The organism is Actinoplanes sp. NPDC089786, assembly GCF_040684855.1.
GTDB lineage: Bacteria > Actinomycetota > Actinomycetes > Mycobacteriales > Micromonosporaceae > Actinoplanes.
On the sequence record NZ_JBFBGU010000015.1, the window covers coordinates 205,614 to 222,713 of the forward strand.

Below are 17,100 nucleotides of genomic sequence, written 5' to 3' on the forward strand. Positions count from 1 at the left end.
ATGCTGGTGAAGGGGGTGCTGACAGCCCACCCTTCGCCTCGCGGTTTGCGCCTACCGTGGAAAGGGTGGACAACCGTGACGAGGCAAAAGCCTTCCTCACCTCTCGGCGCGCCAAGATCAGCCCGGAACAGGCTGGTCTGACCGTTTTCCATCGCAACCGGCGAGTGCCGGGCCTGCGCCGCAGTGAGGTCGCCGATCTGGCCGGTGTCAGTGTCGAGTACTACACCCAGCTTGAACGCGGCAACCTCGCCGGTGTCTCCGACAGCGTGCTCGATGCGATCGCCCGGGCCCTGCGTCTCGACGAGGCCGAACGCCAGCACCTCACCGACCTGGCCCGCACCGTCGGGCGGGCTGCCCGCCCCCGGCGCAGGCCGCCCGCCGCGCAGGTCCGGCCCAGCGTTACCCGGGTACTCGAGCTCCTGACTGACGTGCCCGCGTTCGTCGGCAACGGGCGCGGCGACCTCCTCACCGCCAATCCGCTTGCCGAGGCCCTCTACGCGCCGATGTTCGACGATCCCGTACGGCCGGTGAATCACGCCCGGTTCGTGTTCCTGAACCCTTCCTCCCGTGGTTTCTGGCGTGACTGGGATGTGGTCGCCAGCGATGCGGTGGCAATGCTGCGGGCGGAGGCCGGTCGTGATCCGTTCGACCGGACCCTGACGGATCTCGTCGGTGAGCTCAGCACCCGCAGCGAGGACTTCCGCACGCTATGGGCCGCCCACGACGTACGGCTGCACCGCACCGGCGTCAAGAAGTTCCATCATCCCGTGGTAGGCGACCTCGACCTGCACATCGAAACGGTGCAGCTGATCGCCGACCCCGGTCTGAACATGGCAATGCTCACCGCCCCGGCCGGCTCGGCCGGCGATGACGCCCTGCGTCTGCTGGCCAGCTGGGCGGCCACCCGCCAGACTGACGCCGCACACCACCTCACCGATGATCAAGGCGGAGGGGCGCCGTGATGGTGCGTCTCTGCGGGATCGCTGATCACCACTGCAGCGAGTACGGGTCCAGGACGTCCTCGGGCGTCGACTCGATCGTCATCTTGCGGCCGAGGCCCAGCTCGTCGGCGAAGCCGAGCAGCACGTCGAGCGCGATGTGGTCGGCGAACGCGCTGCCGGTCGAGTCGAAGACGCTCACGCCTCGGCGGTGCGGGGCGGCCGTCTCGGGCGCTGCGCACAGGTCGGCCAGGGAGGGGCCCAGCTCCCGGTCGGGCAGCTGCTGGAACTCGCCCTCGGTACGGGCCTGCTCCGGGTGGTCGACGCAGATGAAGGCGTCGTCGAGCAGTGCCCGGGGCAGCTCGGTCTTGCCCGGCTCGTCCGCCCCGATGGCGTTGACGTGCAGGTGGGCCGACCGGGGGGTGGCCGGTACGACCGGTCCCGCGCCGACCGGCACCGAGGTGACCGTGCTGAGGACGTCCGCCGTGGCCGTGGCCGTCGCCGCGTCGGTGACCTCGACCGCCAGCCCGAGGAACGCCACCCGGAAGCCGAACGATTCCGCGTGCGCCGGCCGGATGTCGCTGACCAGGATGCGCTCCAGCGGGAGGACGCGGCTGAGCGCGTGCGCCTGGGTGACGGCCTGGGCACCGGCCCCGATCAGCGCGAGGGTGGCGCTGCCGGGCTGGGCCAGCAGCCGGGTGGCGATGCCGGCGACCGCCCCGGTGCGCATGGCGGTGATGGTGCCGGCGTCGGCCAGCGCGACCAGGCTGCCGCTGTCGTCGTCCAGCCGCGCCACGGTGCCGACGATGGTCGGCAGGTGGAACCGTTCCGGGTTCTGCGGGCTGTAGCTGACCGTCTTCATCGTCACGCCGACGCCGGCCGCCCGGTGCGGCATGAACTCGATGACGCCCGGCACGTCGCCGCGCCGGGCGAAACCAGTGCGTGGTGGCGGCGGGTCCGTCTCGCCTCGTCCCAGCCGCGCGAACTCCCGCTGCAGCTCGCTGATCAGCCGGTCCATCACCACGTCGCGGCCGACCACCGCGAGAATCCGTTTGATGTCGCGCTGGCACAGAATTCTGGTCTGCATGCCACCTCTCTCTCGGCGCGGGCGAGTAAACGATGAATCGATGGCGGACATAAGACTCGAGGAACGGCCCCAAATCAATTCGCGAGAGGATGACGGCGACGTTAGCAGCCGGTCGATGACGGTCACCCCCTAAACATCCCCCTGGGAATGTGCGATCGCCGAATAGGCCCTCTCTAGGGGGTTGCGGTAATGGACACGCACATATTTTCTAGCTGGCATGCGCCCGGGAGCGGCAAGGGAGGGTGAGGCGATTGTCCGCGCCAGTCACGGCACCGTACTGCAGCTTCGAGAAGCTCGGATCGGCCGATCTCGACGGCGATGAGACGCTGCTCGGCGTCATCGAACACGGCACCGGGCACACCGACGTGTCCTTGACCGACGGCCACCCGCGGGCGGCCGTGCACACCACGACCGGTGAGGACGAGTCCTTCGCCGAGGCGTGGCGCGCGGAGGGACCGAAGGAGTCCGGGCGCCACGGGGGCGTCGCGTGGGCACGTACGCCCGACTATCTCTTCGGCGTCGCCCGGGTGCCCGAGGCCGACCGGTACACGGCCGGCACCGCGGCCGCGTACACCGACATCTTTGATCTGACCGCGACCCTGGGCTACCCCTTCCTGGTCCGCACTTGGAACTACCTCAGCGGCATCAACACGGCGAACGTCGACGGCCTGGAGGTCTACCGGGACTTCTGCGTGGGCCGGGCGGAGGCGTTGGACGCCTGCGGGATCGACCCGGCGACCATGCCGGCCGCCACCGGCGTCGGAGCCCACGGTGGCGGCATCACCTGCTATTTCCTCGCCGCCCGCGGGGGCGACCGGATCAACGTGGAGAACCCGGCCGTACTCACGGCTCACCGCTATCCGGCGCACTACGGCCCGCGCCCGCCGATCTTCGCGCGGGCCACCTGGCTGACGCCGCCGGGGCCGGGCGACGGCCGGCTCTTCGTCTCCGCGACCGGCGGCATCCTCGGCCACGAGACCGTCCACCGCGGCGACGTCGCCGGCCAGTGCGAGGTGGCGCTGGCCAACATCAGCCGGGTGATCAGCGCCAGGAACCTGGGGCGGCACGGGCTGTCCCGGCACCACACCCTGGCCGACCTCGACCATCTGAAGGTCTACGTCCGCCACCGCGAGGACATTCCGGCCGTACGCCGGATCTGCGCCGATCGTCTGGCGCGCGCGGCCACCGTCGCCATCCTGAACACCGACATCGCCCGCTCCGACCTGCTGGTCGAGATCGAGGGTGTCGTCACCGTCCCGGCCGGAAAGGACCGCCGATGAGCACCGAGGTTCACCAGGAGAACACCGCGGCCGGGCGGTGCCCGTTCGCGATCCAGGACGGGCACCGCGCGGTTCTGGAGAGCGGCACGATCGGCTCCTTCGACATGTTCGGCGTCAAGCACTGGCTCGTGGCCGCGGCCGACGACGTCAAGCTGGTCACCAACGACCCGCGGTTCAGCTCGGCCGCGCCGTCCGGGATGCTGCCCGAGCGGCGACCGGGCTGGTTCTCCGGGATGGACGCGCCGGAGCACAACCGGTACCGGCAGAAGATCGCCGGCGACTTCACCCTCCGGGCCGCGCGCAGGCAGGAGGAGTTCGTCCGCCGGGCGGCGGACGCCTGCCTCGACGACATCGAGACCTCCGGCCCCGGCGCCGACCTCGTCGCGGGGTACGCCCGACGCCTGCCGTCCCTGGTCATCAACGACCTGTACGGCCTGAGCGAGGACGAGGGCGCCGGGTTGGAGTCCCGCATCCGGGCCATCACCGGGGCCACCGACCTGGGGGACGTCAAGGGCCTGACCGACGAGTTCTTCGCGTACGCCCTCGCCCTGGTCCGGGCCAAGCGGACGCAGCCGGGCGACAACCTGCTGCACCGGCTGGCCGAGGCCGGCGAGGACGAGATCCTGCTCAGCGACGAGGAGGCGACCGGGGTGTTCGCCGTGCTGCTGTTCGCCGGGCATGACTCGGTGCAGCAGATGGTCGGCTACTGCCTGTACGCGTTGCTGGCCCACCCCGAGCAGGCAGCGGCCCTCCGGGCGGACCCGGCGCTGATCGATGGCGCGGTCGAGGAGATGTTGCGCTTTCTGCCGCTCAACCAGTTCGGCGTGCCCCGGGTCTGCGTCGAGGACGTCGAGCTGCACGGCCAGACGATCGCGGCCGGCGACAACGTCATCCCCCTCTACTCGACGGCCAACCGCGATCCGGGGGTCTTCGCCGACCCGGACACTTTCGACGTCACCCGGGTGCAGGAGCACAACTTCGCCTTCGGGTACGGCATTCACAAGTGCCCGGGCCAGCACCTCTCCCGGGTCCTGATCAAGGTCGCCGCGACCCGCCTGTTCGAACGCTTCCCGGACGTCCGGACGGCCGGCGAGGTGCCGATGAACAACGGCCTGGGCCTGTTCAGCCCGGCCGAGTTGCGGGTCACCTGGGGTTCCGCCTGAGCGTGGCGGCCCGGAATGGGAGGTCAGCCCGGACGCTCAGGGCCGGCCAGCTCGGCCGACAGCTGCTGGCGGCCCCGCACGCCCAGCTTGCGGAAGACGTTCGTGAGGTGCTGCTCGACCGTGCTGGCGGTGACGAAGAGCTGGTCGGCGATCTCGCGGTTGGTCTGTCCGGCGGCGGCCAGCGTCGCCACCCGGCGCTCGGCGTCGGTCAGTGACCTGATCCCCCGCGGCGGCCGGCCGAGGCGGCCGGGCCGGCCGGCCTTGACGCCCAGCCTGCGCAGCAGCGGGACCGCCCCGCACTGGGCGGCCAGGTCGCGGGCCTGCCGCAGGACGCTCCGCGCCCGGCCGTGCTGCCGCACCGCGCTGAACGCTTCGCTCAGGTCGGCCAGCACCCGTGCCCGCTCGTACTGGTCGTTGCCGGACAGCGACAGGTCGGCCGCCTCGTCGAGCAGGCCGATCCGCCTCGCCGGCGGCTCGTAGGCCGCTCGTACCCGCAGGGCGATGGCCCGGGATCGGGGCCCCATCGCCCGGGTGAGCTGCTCGTCGATCAGCCGCCGGCCCTCCTCCCGGTCGCGGCCGGACAGCATGGCCTCGGCGGCCTCCACCCGCCACAGGGCCAGCCCCGGCACGTCGACGTCCCACCGGCGCATCCGTTCCCCGCAGTCCCGGAACGCCGTGTACGCCGCCTCGGGCCGGCCCACGGCAAGGTTGTACCGGCCGCGCGCGATCAGCAGGTGCAGACCGAACAGGCTGTCGTGGACGGCGTCCGGCAGCGGCTCGGCGAGCCACTTCTCGGCCCGCCCGATCTCGCCCAGCCGGACAGCGGCGGCCACCGCGCTACTCAGCGGCAACACGGCGGTAAGGCCGAGCGGCGGCAGCGGGCGGCGGTCCAGGACCGCGGCGGCCGCCTGCACCGCGGCGGCCAGATCACCGCGGCGCAGGGCGGCTTCGGTGCGCGGCCCCGCGTAGCCGGCCTCTCCCTCCGCCGCCCCGGTCCCCGCCACCAGCTTGTCGGCCCAGAGCTGCGCGGCGTCGGCGTTCTCGGCGTAGAGCAGGGCCGTCAGCGCGGCCAGCGCGGTCGGGCCGGCCGCCGCGGCGTCGGCGTTGCGCAGGACGTTCTCCGCCTCGGCGGCGGCGGATTCGGGACGGCCACGCAGCGCCGCCAGCAGCGCGTTGTCGGCGGTCACACCGTGCCGGGCGGCCCGGGACAGGGTCGCGAGCTCCTCCGGCGCGAGGGGGTGCGGGTTCCGGTCCGGATCCGGGGCGCCGGGGTGGAACAGCGCGAGCGACACCTCGGCGGCCCGCAGGTGAGCCCGGTCCTGGTCGGTGACCGTGAGCGCACGTTGCAGCGCCAGCACCTCGGCCGCCTCAGCGGAGCGCCCGGCGTCGGCCAGCCAGTGGGCGGTCAGTGCCCCGTGCTCGGCCGACAGCAGACCGGCACGGGCGGCGGCGGCCAACTCGTCCAGGTGCCGGCTGGGGGCCAGCGGGTTGCGGCGGCGTTCGCTCGCCACGGTCTCCACCCGCAGCGCGGCCCGGGCGCCGGCGTCGTCGGAGGCCCGGTACGCCAGTTGCAGGTACTCGGTCGCGGCGTCCACCTCGCCGCGTACCCGCAGCTCCTGGCTCGCCCGCGCGAAGATCTCGGCGGCCTTCGGACCGCGTACCAGACCGGCGCCGGCCTGGTGGTGGGCAAGCACGTCGACGGGTACGCCGTCCAGCACGTCCAGGGCGGACCGGTGCAGGCGGCGGCGTTCCTGTGCGGACATGTCGTCCAGGACGACCGAGCGGGCCGCCGGGTGTGGGAACCGGTGGTCGCGCAGCAGGCCTCCCTCGGTGAGGACCTCGGTCGCCTCGTCCACCGTCTCGGCGTCGAGCCCGCTGACCCGGCGCGCCAGCGTGACGGTGGCACTGGTGCCCAGCACCGCCGCCGCCTGCGCGATCTGTAACGCGGCAGGACCGCAGCGATACAGGGAGCTGAGGTACGCCAGCCGGTACGCGCGCCCCGCCTGGATGCCCGTGCCGCCGGCCGCCCAGGCCTCCCGCACGTCGTTGACCAGGCCGCGGACCAGGTTGGGGTTCCCGCTGGTCGCCTCGTACACCTCGGCCAGCTCGCCGGCCGTGACACCGGGGCCGAGGCCGGCGCGGGCCAGATCGGCGGCGTCCGCCGGGCCGAGCGGACGCAGCGCGATCTCGCGGTGGTGCCGCAGGCTGAGCAGTTCCGCCTCGAACCGGGGGTGGGCCGGGGTGAGCCGGCGCAACTCGGTGAGGATCATGGCGATCCGGGCCGAGGCGACCCGCCGGGCCAGGTGCAGCAGGCAGTTCAGCGAGGCGGTGTCGGCCTGGTGCACGTCGTCGATGCAGATCAGCACCGGCCGTTCGGCGGCGAGGGCCAGCAGGGTGCGGGTGAGGTCGCTGCGCAGGCGGTTCTCGACGTCGGCCGACAGCGTCCGGCCCGCCGCGGTCACGCAGGCCAGCCCCGGCGCCCGGGAGGAGAGCGCCGGGTGGTCGAGGAGCTGCCCGATCACGGCGTACGGCAGGGTCCGTTCCTCGGCCGAACAGACCGCACGCAGCACGATGACGTCTTCCTTCGCCGCGGCCGCGTCGAGCAGTTCGGTCTTGCCGCAGGCGACCGGCCCGGTGATGGTGACGACGACACCCCGTCCACCGGCGGCGCGGCCGAGAGCCTGATCCAACCTTCTGAGCTCGTCATCGCGGGCGACCAGGTCGTTGAACTCCACAGACAGGCACCACCTTCGCGTCGAACCTCAAACGCTTCCCATCGCTGACAACAACGCCGTAAGTACGGCAAAGTTCATGACGTCCGACATAGCCGGATCAGCTACCGCACGTGTCCGTCATGAATCCGCATTCTTCGGCGGGACGCATTCACATTGTCGGATCACCGAATTCCCGGTCGATGAATTCGAGGATCTCGCCGGCGCTCGCGCCGGCGAGCGAGCCGGTCATGGCATCGTCGGCCCGCGACCGGCGACGCCTTCCGTTCAAGATCGCGGCGAGCCGATCCTCCAGCAGGGAAACCTGCTGCTCGTCGGGGCCGGCCGACGAGAACATCTCCGCGATCCACCCCTCCAGCCGGTTCAGTTCGGCACTCAGAGTCGTCGCTTGCTGAGCCTCCGGAGTCAGCATTTCGCCGAGCCGGGCGGCCAAGGCGTGCGGGGTCGGATAATCGAACACCATGGTGGCGGGCAACCGTATCCCGGTGGCCTTCGCCAGACCGTTCCGCAATTCCACCGCGGTCAGCGAATCCACACCGAGTTCGCGGAACGCGGCAGTCATCGGAACAGCACCGGGATCCGCATATCCGAGCACCCCGGCCGCGGTGTCGGACACCAACTTCCGCAAGGCCTGTTCCCGTTCGGCCGGCCCCAGCGATGCCAGTCCCCGGACCGGCGCGTCGCCGCGGGACGGGGCCCGCCGCGCGACCGGGCGATGAATCAGGCGCAGCAACGCCGGAACCTCAGCGTCGCGCGCGGGATCCATCGGCGCCGCCACCAGAACCGGCTCGCCCCGGCCGGACGCGAGGTCGAACAGGCGCATCCCGTGCTCGGCGGTGATGGGCCGCAGACCACTGCGCCGGATCCGGTCCCGATCGGCGCCGGTGAGCTCGGCGACCGGCCCGCCGGTGTCCTCCCACATGCCCCAGGCCAGCGCCAGCCCGGGGAGGCCGTCGGCGCGGCGCTGCTCTGCCAGGGCGTCCAGGAACGCGTTGGCCGCCGCATAGGTGCTCTGTCCGGGAGCGCCCAGGAGGGCCGCGGCCGAGGAGTACAGGACGAACGCGGCGAGAGCGCTGTCCCGGGTGAGCTCGTGCAGGTGCCAGGCGGCGTCGGCCTTGGGCCGCAGGACGGCGTCCAGCCGCTGCGTGGTCTGCGACTCGACAACGCCGTCGTCCAGCACGCCGGCGGTATGGATCACGGCGGTGAGCGGATGCTCGGGGGACACCTTCTCGAGTGCCCGCGCCAGCGCGGCGCGGTCGGAGAGGTCACAGGCGACCGTCTCGACGTGGGCGCCGAACGTCTCGTCCGGAGCGCCGGGCGAGATCAGCAACACGTGGCGGAGCCGGTCCTCGGCCACCAGGTGCCGGATGAGGACGGTGGCCAGTCCCGCGGAGTCGGCCGTGATCAGCACCGTGCCGTCCGGGTCCCAGGCCGCTCCAGGTTCGGACGTGGCCGCACGGACCAGCCGTGGCACCTCCCATCGGCCGTCGGCGACGCGTAGCCGTGGCTCGTCCAGCCCGACGGTCCCGGCCAGCTGTTCCAGCTCCACGGGGTCATCGCTTTCGACCAGGACGATGCGGCCCGGGTGCTCCGATTGGGCGGATCGCACCAGGCCGGAGACCGCGGCGGCGGCGAGGCCGGTTCCGGTGTGCACGACCAGGGTGCTGTCGGCGAAGCGCTCGGCGGTCAGCCACATCCGGATCGCCTCCAGGGTCCGTGCGGTCAGGGCGCGGGCCTGGGCCAGCGGGTCGTCGCTGTCGGGGTGGGCCGAGAAGACCACCACCTCAGCGGCCGGGGAGCGGTCGTCCTCGAAGCGGCCGGCGGCGAGGCTCGGTCGTCCGGGGCCGGCGATCTCGGTCCAGGTGAGGGCGAGCAGGTCGTCGGGCTCGGCGGTGACCGGTCGGGTGACGAGCGTGTCGATGGTGACGACCGGGCGGCCGGTGTGGTCGGCGGCTCGCACGTTCCAGCCGTCCTCCCCGGGTGTCACGGCGACGCGCAGGCTGGTCGAGCCGGTGGCGTGGACGTGGATCCCGTTCCAGGAGAACGGCAGCCGTACTTCCTGTGGTGTGTCGGTCGCGTGGAGCATGCAGGTGTGCAGGGCGGCGTCGAGCAGGGCGGGGTGTACGTCGTACCGGGACGCCTGCGGGATCTGCGCTTCGGCGAGGCTGATGTCGGCGTAGATGGTGTTGTGGTGGCGCCATGCGGCTTGCAGGCCTTGGAAGGCGGGTCCGTAGTGGTAGCCGTCGGCGGTCAGCCGGGGGTAGAAGTCGGTGACGTCGATCGGCTCGGCCTCGGCCGGCGGCCAGACGACGGCATCGGGCGGGACGGCTGTGGGCGGGGAGGTGCTGATGGTGGCGGTGACGTGCCGGGTCCAGTCGCTGCTGCCGTCCGCCTTCGAGTACACGGTGACTGTGTCGCCGCTGACCGACACGGAGAGCCGCACGCTTCCGGTGGGCGGCAGCACGAGTGGTGTCTCGGTCACCAGTTCGTCGATCACGTCGCAGCCGACCTCGGCGGCGGCACGAGTCACGAGCTCGACGAAGGCGGTGCCCGGCAGCAGGATGTTGCCGCGGACCTGGTGGTCGGCCAGCCAGGGGTGGGCGGACAGTGATACCCGGCCGGTGAGCAGCACACCGTCGGTGCCGGGCAGTTCGACGATCGAGCCGAGCATGGGCTCGCCCGCGCGGGCCTCGTCGGCCCAATAGCGCTGACGTTGGAACGCGTACGTCGGAAGATCACCCACGTGCCGTGCAGCAACGCCCAGAACCGCCGCCCAGTCGACGTTCACGCCGTGGACGTGGGCCTCGGCCAGCGCGGTGTGCATCCGGGTGATGGTCCCGTCATCACGGCGCAGGGTGGCGACGGTGACCGCGTCGTCCATCGCCGGCAGCAGCACCGGGCTGGCGCTGACCTCGACGAACACGGTCTCACCCAGCGCCTGCAAGGCTTCCACCGCACGGTGGAAGCCGACTGGCTGACGTAGATTGCGGTACCAATAGTTCCGATCGAGCGGCCCGTCGACCCACCCTCCGTCGACGGTCGAGAACCACGGCACAGTCGGGGCCCGCGAGCCGACATCAGCGGTGATGTCGAGCAGTTCCGCCTCGATCTGCTCCACCTGCGGGCTGTGCGAGGCGTAGTCCACCGCGATCTTCCGGACCCGCTCCCCCACCATCTGATCCACCGCGTCCGGACTACCGGCGATCACCGTCGAAGCAGGGCCGTTGTACGCGGCAATCCACACCCCATCAACAAGAGAGATCTCGTCAGCGGACAACGTCACCGAAGCCATCGCCCCCTGACCCGCCAGCCGCTCCCCAATCACACGACTGCGCAACGCCACAACCCGCGCCGCATCCCGCAGCGAGATCGCACCAGCCACACACGCCGCGGCGATCTCCCCTTGTGAGTGGCCGACGACCGCGTTCGGGTGGACACCGGCGGCCTGCCATACCGCGGCCAGTGACACCATGACCGCCCAGCAGGCTGGTTGCACCACATCGACCCGGTCGACGACGGCCGGATCAACGAGCACGGCGAACAGGTCCCAGTCGACGAACTCGCTCAACGCCGCCGCGCACTCGGTCATCCGTTCGGCGAACACCACCGACGACTCCCGCAACGCCAGGCCCATACCGAGCCACTGCCAGCCCTGACCCGGGAACACAAACACCACCCGCGGATCGGTTATCGCCGTGCCGGTGATGGTGTCGTCGCCCAGCAGTACGGCGCGGTGCTCGAACAGCGACCGTGTCACCGCCAGCGCCCGCGCGTCGGTGCCCGGTGTGGCGGCCAGGTAGGCACGCAGGCGGCCCTCGTAGTCGGCCAACGCCGCCGGCGTCTTCGCGGAAATGACCAGCGGCGCCGGCTCCGGTGGGGCGGCGGCTGGGGGCTGAGTGGGTGGGCTTTCGAGGATGACGTGGGCGTTGGTGCCGCTGACCCCGAACGCGGACACTGCTGCCCGGCGCGGGCGGCCGGTGTCCGGCCACGACTGGTTCTCGGTCACCAGCCGCACGGCGCCGGCGGTCCAGTCGACGTGCCGTGAGGGCTCATCGACATGCAGGGTTCGCGGTACTACCCCGTGCTGTAGGGCCATGACCATTTTGATGACACCGGAGACACCGGCGGCGGCCTGGGTGTGACCGACGTTCGACTTCAGTGATCCGAGCAGCAGCGGCCGCTCACGGTCCTGGCCGTAGCTGGCGATGACTGCTTGGGCCTCGATGGGGTCGCCCAGGGTGGTACCGGTGCCGTGGGCCTCGACCACGTCCACGTCGGCCGGGGTCAGGTGGGCGTTGTGCAGCGCGGCCTGGATGACGCGCTGCTGGGAAGGCCCGTTGGGCGCGGTCAGGCCGTTGGACGCGCCGTCCTGATTGACCGCCGAGCTACGCACGACCGCCAAGACCCGGTGACCGTTGCGCTCAGCATCGCTGAGGCGCTCCACAAGGAGCACGCCGACGCCCTCGGACCAGCCCGTACCGTCCGCGGTGTCGCCGAAGGCCTTGCACCGGCCGTCAGCGGCCAGACCGCGCTGGCGGGAGAACTCCACGAAGGTCCGCGGCGTGGCCATCACGGTCGCGCCGCCGACCAGGGCCATCGAGCATTCGCCCTGGCGCAGGGCATAACCCGCCTGGTGCAAGGCGAACAGCGACGACGAACACGCCGTGTCGACCGTCACCGCGGGGCCTTCGAGGCCGAAGAAGTACGACACCCGGCCGGACAGGACACTCAGCGCGCCCGCGGTCCCGCCGAAGCCCTCGAGGTCGGTGCCGTAGCCACTGGTGAACGCGCCCATGAACACGCCGGTGTCGGTCCCGCGGGCGTCGGCCGGGTCGATGCCGGCTCGTTCGAAGGCTTCCCACGACGCTTCCAGGATCAGCCGTTGCTGCGGATCCATGGCGAGGGCCTCACGCGGGCTGATCCCGAAGAACGACGCGTCGAAATCGGCTACCCCGTCGAGGAAGCCACCCCGCACGCAATACGACTTACCGGCCGCGTCCGGATCCGGATCGAACAGACCCTCGACATCCCAGCCCCGGTCGGTGGGGAAGGGTGCGATGGCGTCGGTGCCCGATTCGACCAGCCGCCACAGGTCTTCCGGTGAGGAGACCCCGCCGGGGAGTCGGCAGGCCATGCCCACGATGGCGAGCGGCTCGTTGGCGGCCGCGGTGGTTGTGGGGCGGCGGGCGGGGGTTGACGCTGTGCCGGTGAGTAGCTCGCCCAGGCGGGCGGCGAGGGTGGCGGGGGTGGGGTAGTCGAACACCAGGGTGGCGGGCAGCCGCAGGCCGGTGGTTGTGGCCAGGCTGTTGCGCAACTCCACCGCGGTCAGTGAGTCGATGCCCAGGTCCTTGAACGAGCCTGTGACGGGCACGGCGTCGGTGTAGCCCAGTACCACGGCGGCGCTGTCGCGTACCATCTTCAGCAGGACTTGTTCCCGCTCGGCGGGGGTCAGGCCGGGGTCGACGGCTGGTGCGCGGCGGGCGGTGGGGCGGTGTATCGAGCGCAGCAGTGCGGGAATCTCGGCGTCGACCACCGGGCTCATCGGCGCGGCGACCAGGAGCGGCTCGTCACGACCGGACGCGGTGTCGAACAGGCGCATGCCCTGCTCGGCGGTGATGGCCTTCAGCCCGCTGCGCCGGAGCCGCTCCCGCCACGCGTCGGTGAGCTGGGCGGTCAAGCCGCTGGTGTCTTCCCACATGCCCCAGGCCAACGACAGTCCGGGCAGGTCCTGTGCACGGCGTTGTTCGGCCAGGGCATCCACGAAGGCGTTGGCGGCCGCGTAGTTGCTTTGGCCCGGGGAGCCGAGCACTGCGGCGGCGGAGGAGTACATGATGAACGCGGCGAGGTTGCTGTCTTGGGTGAGTTCGTGCAGGTGCCAGGCGCCATCAGCTTTGGGTCGCAGGACGGTGTCGAGGCGTTGCGGGGTTTGTGATTCGATGACGCCGTCGTCGACCACCCCGGCGGTGTGGATCACCGCGGTCAGCGGGTGTTGCGGTGGCACCTGCCCGAGTGCGTGGGCCAGGGCGGCCCGGTCCGAGACATCGCATGAGACGGCGTCGACGTGGGCGTCCAGGTCCTCGATGCCGGCTGGTGTGGTGCGGGACAGCAGCAGGAGACGGCGCACACCACGCTTGGTCACCAGGTGGTGGGCGAGGATGCCGGCGAGTCCGCCGGACGCGCCGGTGATCAGCACTGTGCCGTCGGGATCCCAGGCTGTCTGGGACGGCCCGGCGGTGACCCGGGTCAATCGGGGTGCTTCCCACCGGCCGTTGAGGTATCGCAGTCGTGGTTCGTCCAGGCCGACGGTCTTGGCCAGTTGCTGCGGGTCGAGCGAGCCGTCGCTTTCCACCAGGACGAATCGGCCGGGATGTTCTGATTGGGCGGAGCGGACCAGGCCGGATACCGTGGCCGCGGCCAGCCCGGTTCCGGTGTGCACGATCAGGGTGTGGTCGGCGGTCAGCGCGTCGTGGATGGCCTGCAGAGTCTGGGTGGTCAGACGGCGGGCCTGCGCCAACGGGTCATCGGCGCCGTCCGGACGGGCGGTGAAGACCACCGCATCGGGGATCGGCGACTCTTCAGGGACAGCGATCTCGGTCCACGTAACGGCGAAGAGGTCTTCGGTGCTGACGGGCCGGGTGATCAGCGAGTCGATGGTCGCCACGGGACGACCGTTCTCGTCGGCGACCCGGACGTTCCAGCCGTCCTGCACCGGTGTCACGGCGACGCGCAGCATGGCCGGGCCGGCGGCGTGGACGTGAACGCCGTTCCACGAGAACGGCAGCCGCAACTCGTGCCGTGCCTCCGGAACATGCAGCATGCAGGCGTGCAGGGCAGCGTCCAGCAGCGCAGGATGCAGCACGAACCGTGCCGCGTCCGGCTCCTGCCGCTCGTCGAGGACCACCTCGGCGTAGACGGTGTCCCCCTCGCGCCAGGCCGCCTGCAAACCCTGGAACGCGGGCCCGTACTGGTAGCCGATCGCGGCCAGACGGTCGTACAGGCCGGACACATCGACGCGCTCAGCCGGTGGCCACGCAGGAAATTCGGACGGCGTGGCCGGGCGCTCGGAGGTGCTGATCGTCGCCGTGGCATGCCGGGTCCAGGCGTCGGCGGCCCGGGAGAAGATCGTCACCGCGGCGCCGTCAACGGAGACCGACAACTGAATACTCCCGGAATCCGGGAGCACCAGCGGGCTTTCGATCACCAACTCATCCACGACATCACAGCCGACCTCGGCGGCCGCCCGCAGCACCAACTCCACAAACCCGGTACCAGGCAACAACACACTGCCCCGCACCGCATGATCAGCAAGCCACGCATGCGTGGCCAGTGACACCCGCCCCGTCAGCACCACACCGTCACCGTCCGAGCCCGGCAACGCGGTCGCCGCCCCCAGCAACGGATGCCGCACCGCCGTCAGACCCAACCCGGACACATCCCCGGGCAGCCGAGCCGTCTCCGTCCAGTACCGCTCCCGCTGGAACGCGTAGGTAGGCAGATCCAGCACCCGCCGCCCGGACGACAGCGGCCAGTCAACCTTCACCCCGCGCACATGCAGTTTCGCCAACGCGGTCAGGGCAGCCCGCGGCTCGTCCTCACGGTCCAGCACCGCAACACCGTCGATCAGCCGCGCCAAAGTCTCGTCAGGGCCCAGCTCAACAAACACCGCACCGTCATGGACGGCCACCTGCTCACCGAACCGCACCGTCTCACGAACCTGCCGCACCCAATACTCAGGACCCTCCCCCACCGCCATCGAAATCCGCGGCGCCCGGTAGGTGAGCTCCTCGGCGACGGCCCGGAACTCGTCCAGCATCGGCTCCATCCGGGCCGAATGAAACGCGTGACTGGTGGCCAGGCGCTTCCACCGGCCACCCAGCGCGGCCGCCGCCCGCAACACCGCCTCTTCATCACCGGAGAGCACCACCGAGGACGGCCCGTTGACCGCGGCGATCTCCACCCCATCGGTCAGCACCGCCCGGGCCTGCTGCTCGGAGACCGGGACAGCGACCATCACCCCACCCTGCGGCAGCGCTTGCATCAACCTCGCGCGGGCCGACACCAGCGTGCAGGCGTCCTCCAACGACCAGATGCCCGAGACGTAGCCGGCCGCGAGCTCACCGATGCTGTGCCCGATCAGTGCGTCCGGTCGTACCCCCCAAGATTCGAGAAGGCCGAACAACGCGACCTGCAACGCGAACAACGCCGGCTGCGCAAAACCCGTCTCATTCACATCCAGATCAGGAACGTCGAGCAGGTCCCACACCTGCTGACGGATCTTCGCGAAGACCGGGAACGCAGCCGCCAACTCATCACCCATACCGGCACGCTGCGAACCCTGGCCGGAAAACACGAACACCACCCGCGGGTTCGGCTCGGCCACACCCCTGACCACGTCGCCGTCCAGCAGGACCGCGCGGTGATCGAACAACGACCTCGTCTCGGCCAGCGTCGACGCCACCGCCGAACGATTGCTTTCAGCGGTCAGGTAGGCGCGCAGCCGCTCCTCGAGCTGCGACAGCGCGGCCGGCGTCTTGGCCGAGATCATCAGCGGCACCAGCGGCGAAGGATCCTCGGGGTGCGCCGGCTCCTCAGGAACGCCCTCCACGATGACGTGGGCATTCGTACCGCTCACCCCGAATGACGACACAGCCGCGCGGCGTGGCCGTCCCGTGTCCGGCCAGGGCTGGTTCTCCGTGGCCAGCCGCACCGCGCCCGCCGCCCAGTCGACATGCCGGGACGGCTCGTCCACGTGCAGCGTGCGCGGCACGACGCCGTGCCGCAGCGCCATCACCATCTTGATCACGCCCGACACACCGGAGGCCGCCTGGGTGTGGCCCACGTTCGATTTCAACGATCCCAGCAGCACCGGCCGCTCACGGTCGCGGCCGTAGGTGGCGATCACGGCCTGGGCCTCGATCGGGTCGCCCAGAGCCGTCCCGGTGCCGTGCGCCTCCACGACGTCCACCTCGGCGGTGGTCAGACCGGCGTGGGCCAGGGCGGCCTCAATCACCCGCTGCTGCGACGGACCATTCGGGGCCGTCAGGCCGTTGGAGGCCCCGTCCTGGTTGACCGCGGACCCCCGTACCACCGCGAGCACCTGGTGGCCTTTGGCGCGGGCGTCGGAGAGGCGCTCGACCACCAGGACGCCGACGCCCTCGGACCAGCTCGTACCGTCGGCGGTGTCCGCGAACGCCTTGCACCGGCCGTCGGACGCCAGACCGCCCTGGCGGGAGAACTCGACGAAGATGTCCGGCGCGGCCATCACGGTGACGCCGCCGACCAGGGCCAGGGAGCACTCCCCCTGCCGCAGCGCGTGGCCGGCCTGGTGCAGGGCGACCAGGGACGACGAGCACGCGGTGTCGACCGTGACCGCGGGACCCTCCAGGCCGAAGAGGTACGAGACCCGGCCGGAGAGCACGCTGACCGCGCCCGCGGTGACACCGAAACCTCCCAGGTCGGCGCCGACGCCGTACCCTGCGGAGAACGCGCCCATGAACACTCCGGTGTCGCTGCCACGCACCGATCCGGGCTCGATGCCGGCCCGTTCGAACGCTTCCCAGGACGCCTCCAGCACCAACCGCTGCTGCGGATCCATCGCGAGGGCCTCACGCGGACTGATCCCGAAGAACGCAGCATCAAAATCAGCGGCGGCATCGAGGAAACCGCCCCGCATCGAAGAAGTCGAAGAATCCGCCCAGCCACGATCGGCCGGGAAGCCGGAGGTCGCGTCCGTGCCCGACTCGACCAGCCGCCACAGATCCTCCGGAGAAGACACACCCCCGGGCAGCCGGCACGCCATGCCGACGATGGCCAGCGGCTCGTCCAGGGCGGCCTGCAGGGTGGCGTTGGCCTTGCGGAGTCGCGTGTTCTCCTTGATCGACATCCGCAACGCGTCGACGA

At 71.1% G+C, this 17,100-nt stretch carries 6 protein-coding genes; 3 read left to right on the forward strand and 3 right to left on the reverse strand.

Annotated elements, in window-relative coordinates:
• Nucleotides 1-65 precede the first annotated feature (65 nt).
• The gene (locus AB0O15_RS32940) at nt 66-962 is read left to right on the forward strand and encodes a helix-turn-helix transcriptional regulator (protein ID WP_364326650.1); all 897 of its coding nucleotides are present in this window, start codon (nt 66-68) and stop codon (nt 960-962) included.
• A gap of 25 nt (nt 963-987) precedes the next feature.
• Here the strand turns inward: AB0O15_RS32940 and AB0O15_RS32945 are convergent, their stop codons facing one another.
• A complete protein-coding gene (locus AB0O15_RS32945; protein ID WP_364326653.1) occupies nt 988-2,025 on the reverse strand; it encodes an ornithine cyclodeaminase family protein in 1,038 nt (345 codons plus the stop codon).
• Nucleotides 2,026-2,276: 251 nt separating this feature from the next.
• On the opposite strand from AB0O15_RS32945, the gene AB0O15_RS32950 reads away from it, so the two are divergent.
• Both AB0O15_RS32950 and AB0O15_RS32955 read left to right on the forward strand, forming a co-directional pair.
• Nucleotides 2,277-3,305 (forward strand): FkbO/Hyg5 family chorismatase, encoded by a 1,029-nt coding sequence (locus AB0O15_RS32950; RefSeq protein WP_364326655.1) that lies wholly within the window; start codon nt 2,277-2,279, stop codon nt 3,303-3,305.
• Nucleotides 3,302-4,468: a C9 hydroxylase cytochrome P450 gene (locus AB0O15_RS32955; protein ID WP_364326658.1), complete on the forward strand. Its 1,167-nt coding sequence runs from the start codon at nt 3,302-3,304 to the stop codon at nt 4,466-4,468. Before AB0O15_RS32950 ends, AB0O15_RS32955 begins: the two co-directional genes overlap by 4 nt.
• A 23-nt stretch (nt 4,469-4,491) precedes the next feature.
• Here AB0O15_RS32955 and AB0O15_RS32960 read toward each other — a convergent pair whose 3' ends face one another.
• Nucleotides 4,492-7,203, reverse strand: coding sequence for an AAA family ATPase (locus AB0O15_RS32960; RefSeq protein WP_364326660.1), 2,712 nt, complete (start codon nt 7,201-7,203; stop codon nt 4,492-4,494).
• Nucleotides 7,204-7,351: 148 nt separating this feature from the next.
• Nucleotides 7,352-17,089, reverse strand: coding sequence for an SDR family NAD(P)-dependent oxidoreductase (locus AB0O15_RS32965; protein ID WP_364326681.1), 9,738 nt, complete (start codon nt 17,087-17,089; stop codon nt 7,352-7,354).
• Nucleotides 17,090-17,100 lie beyond the last annotated feature (11 nt).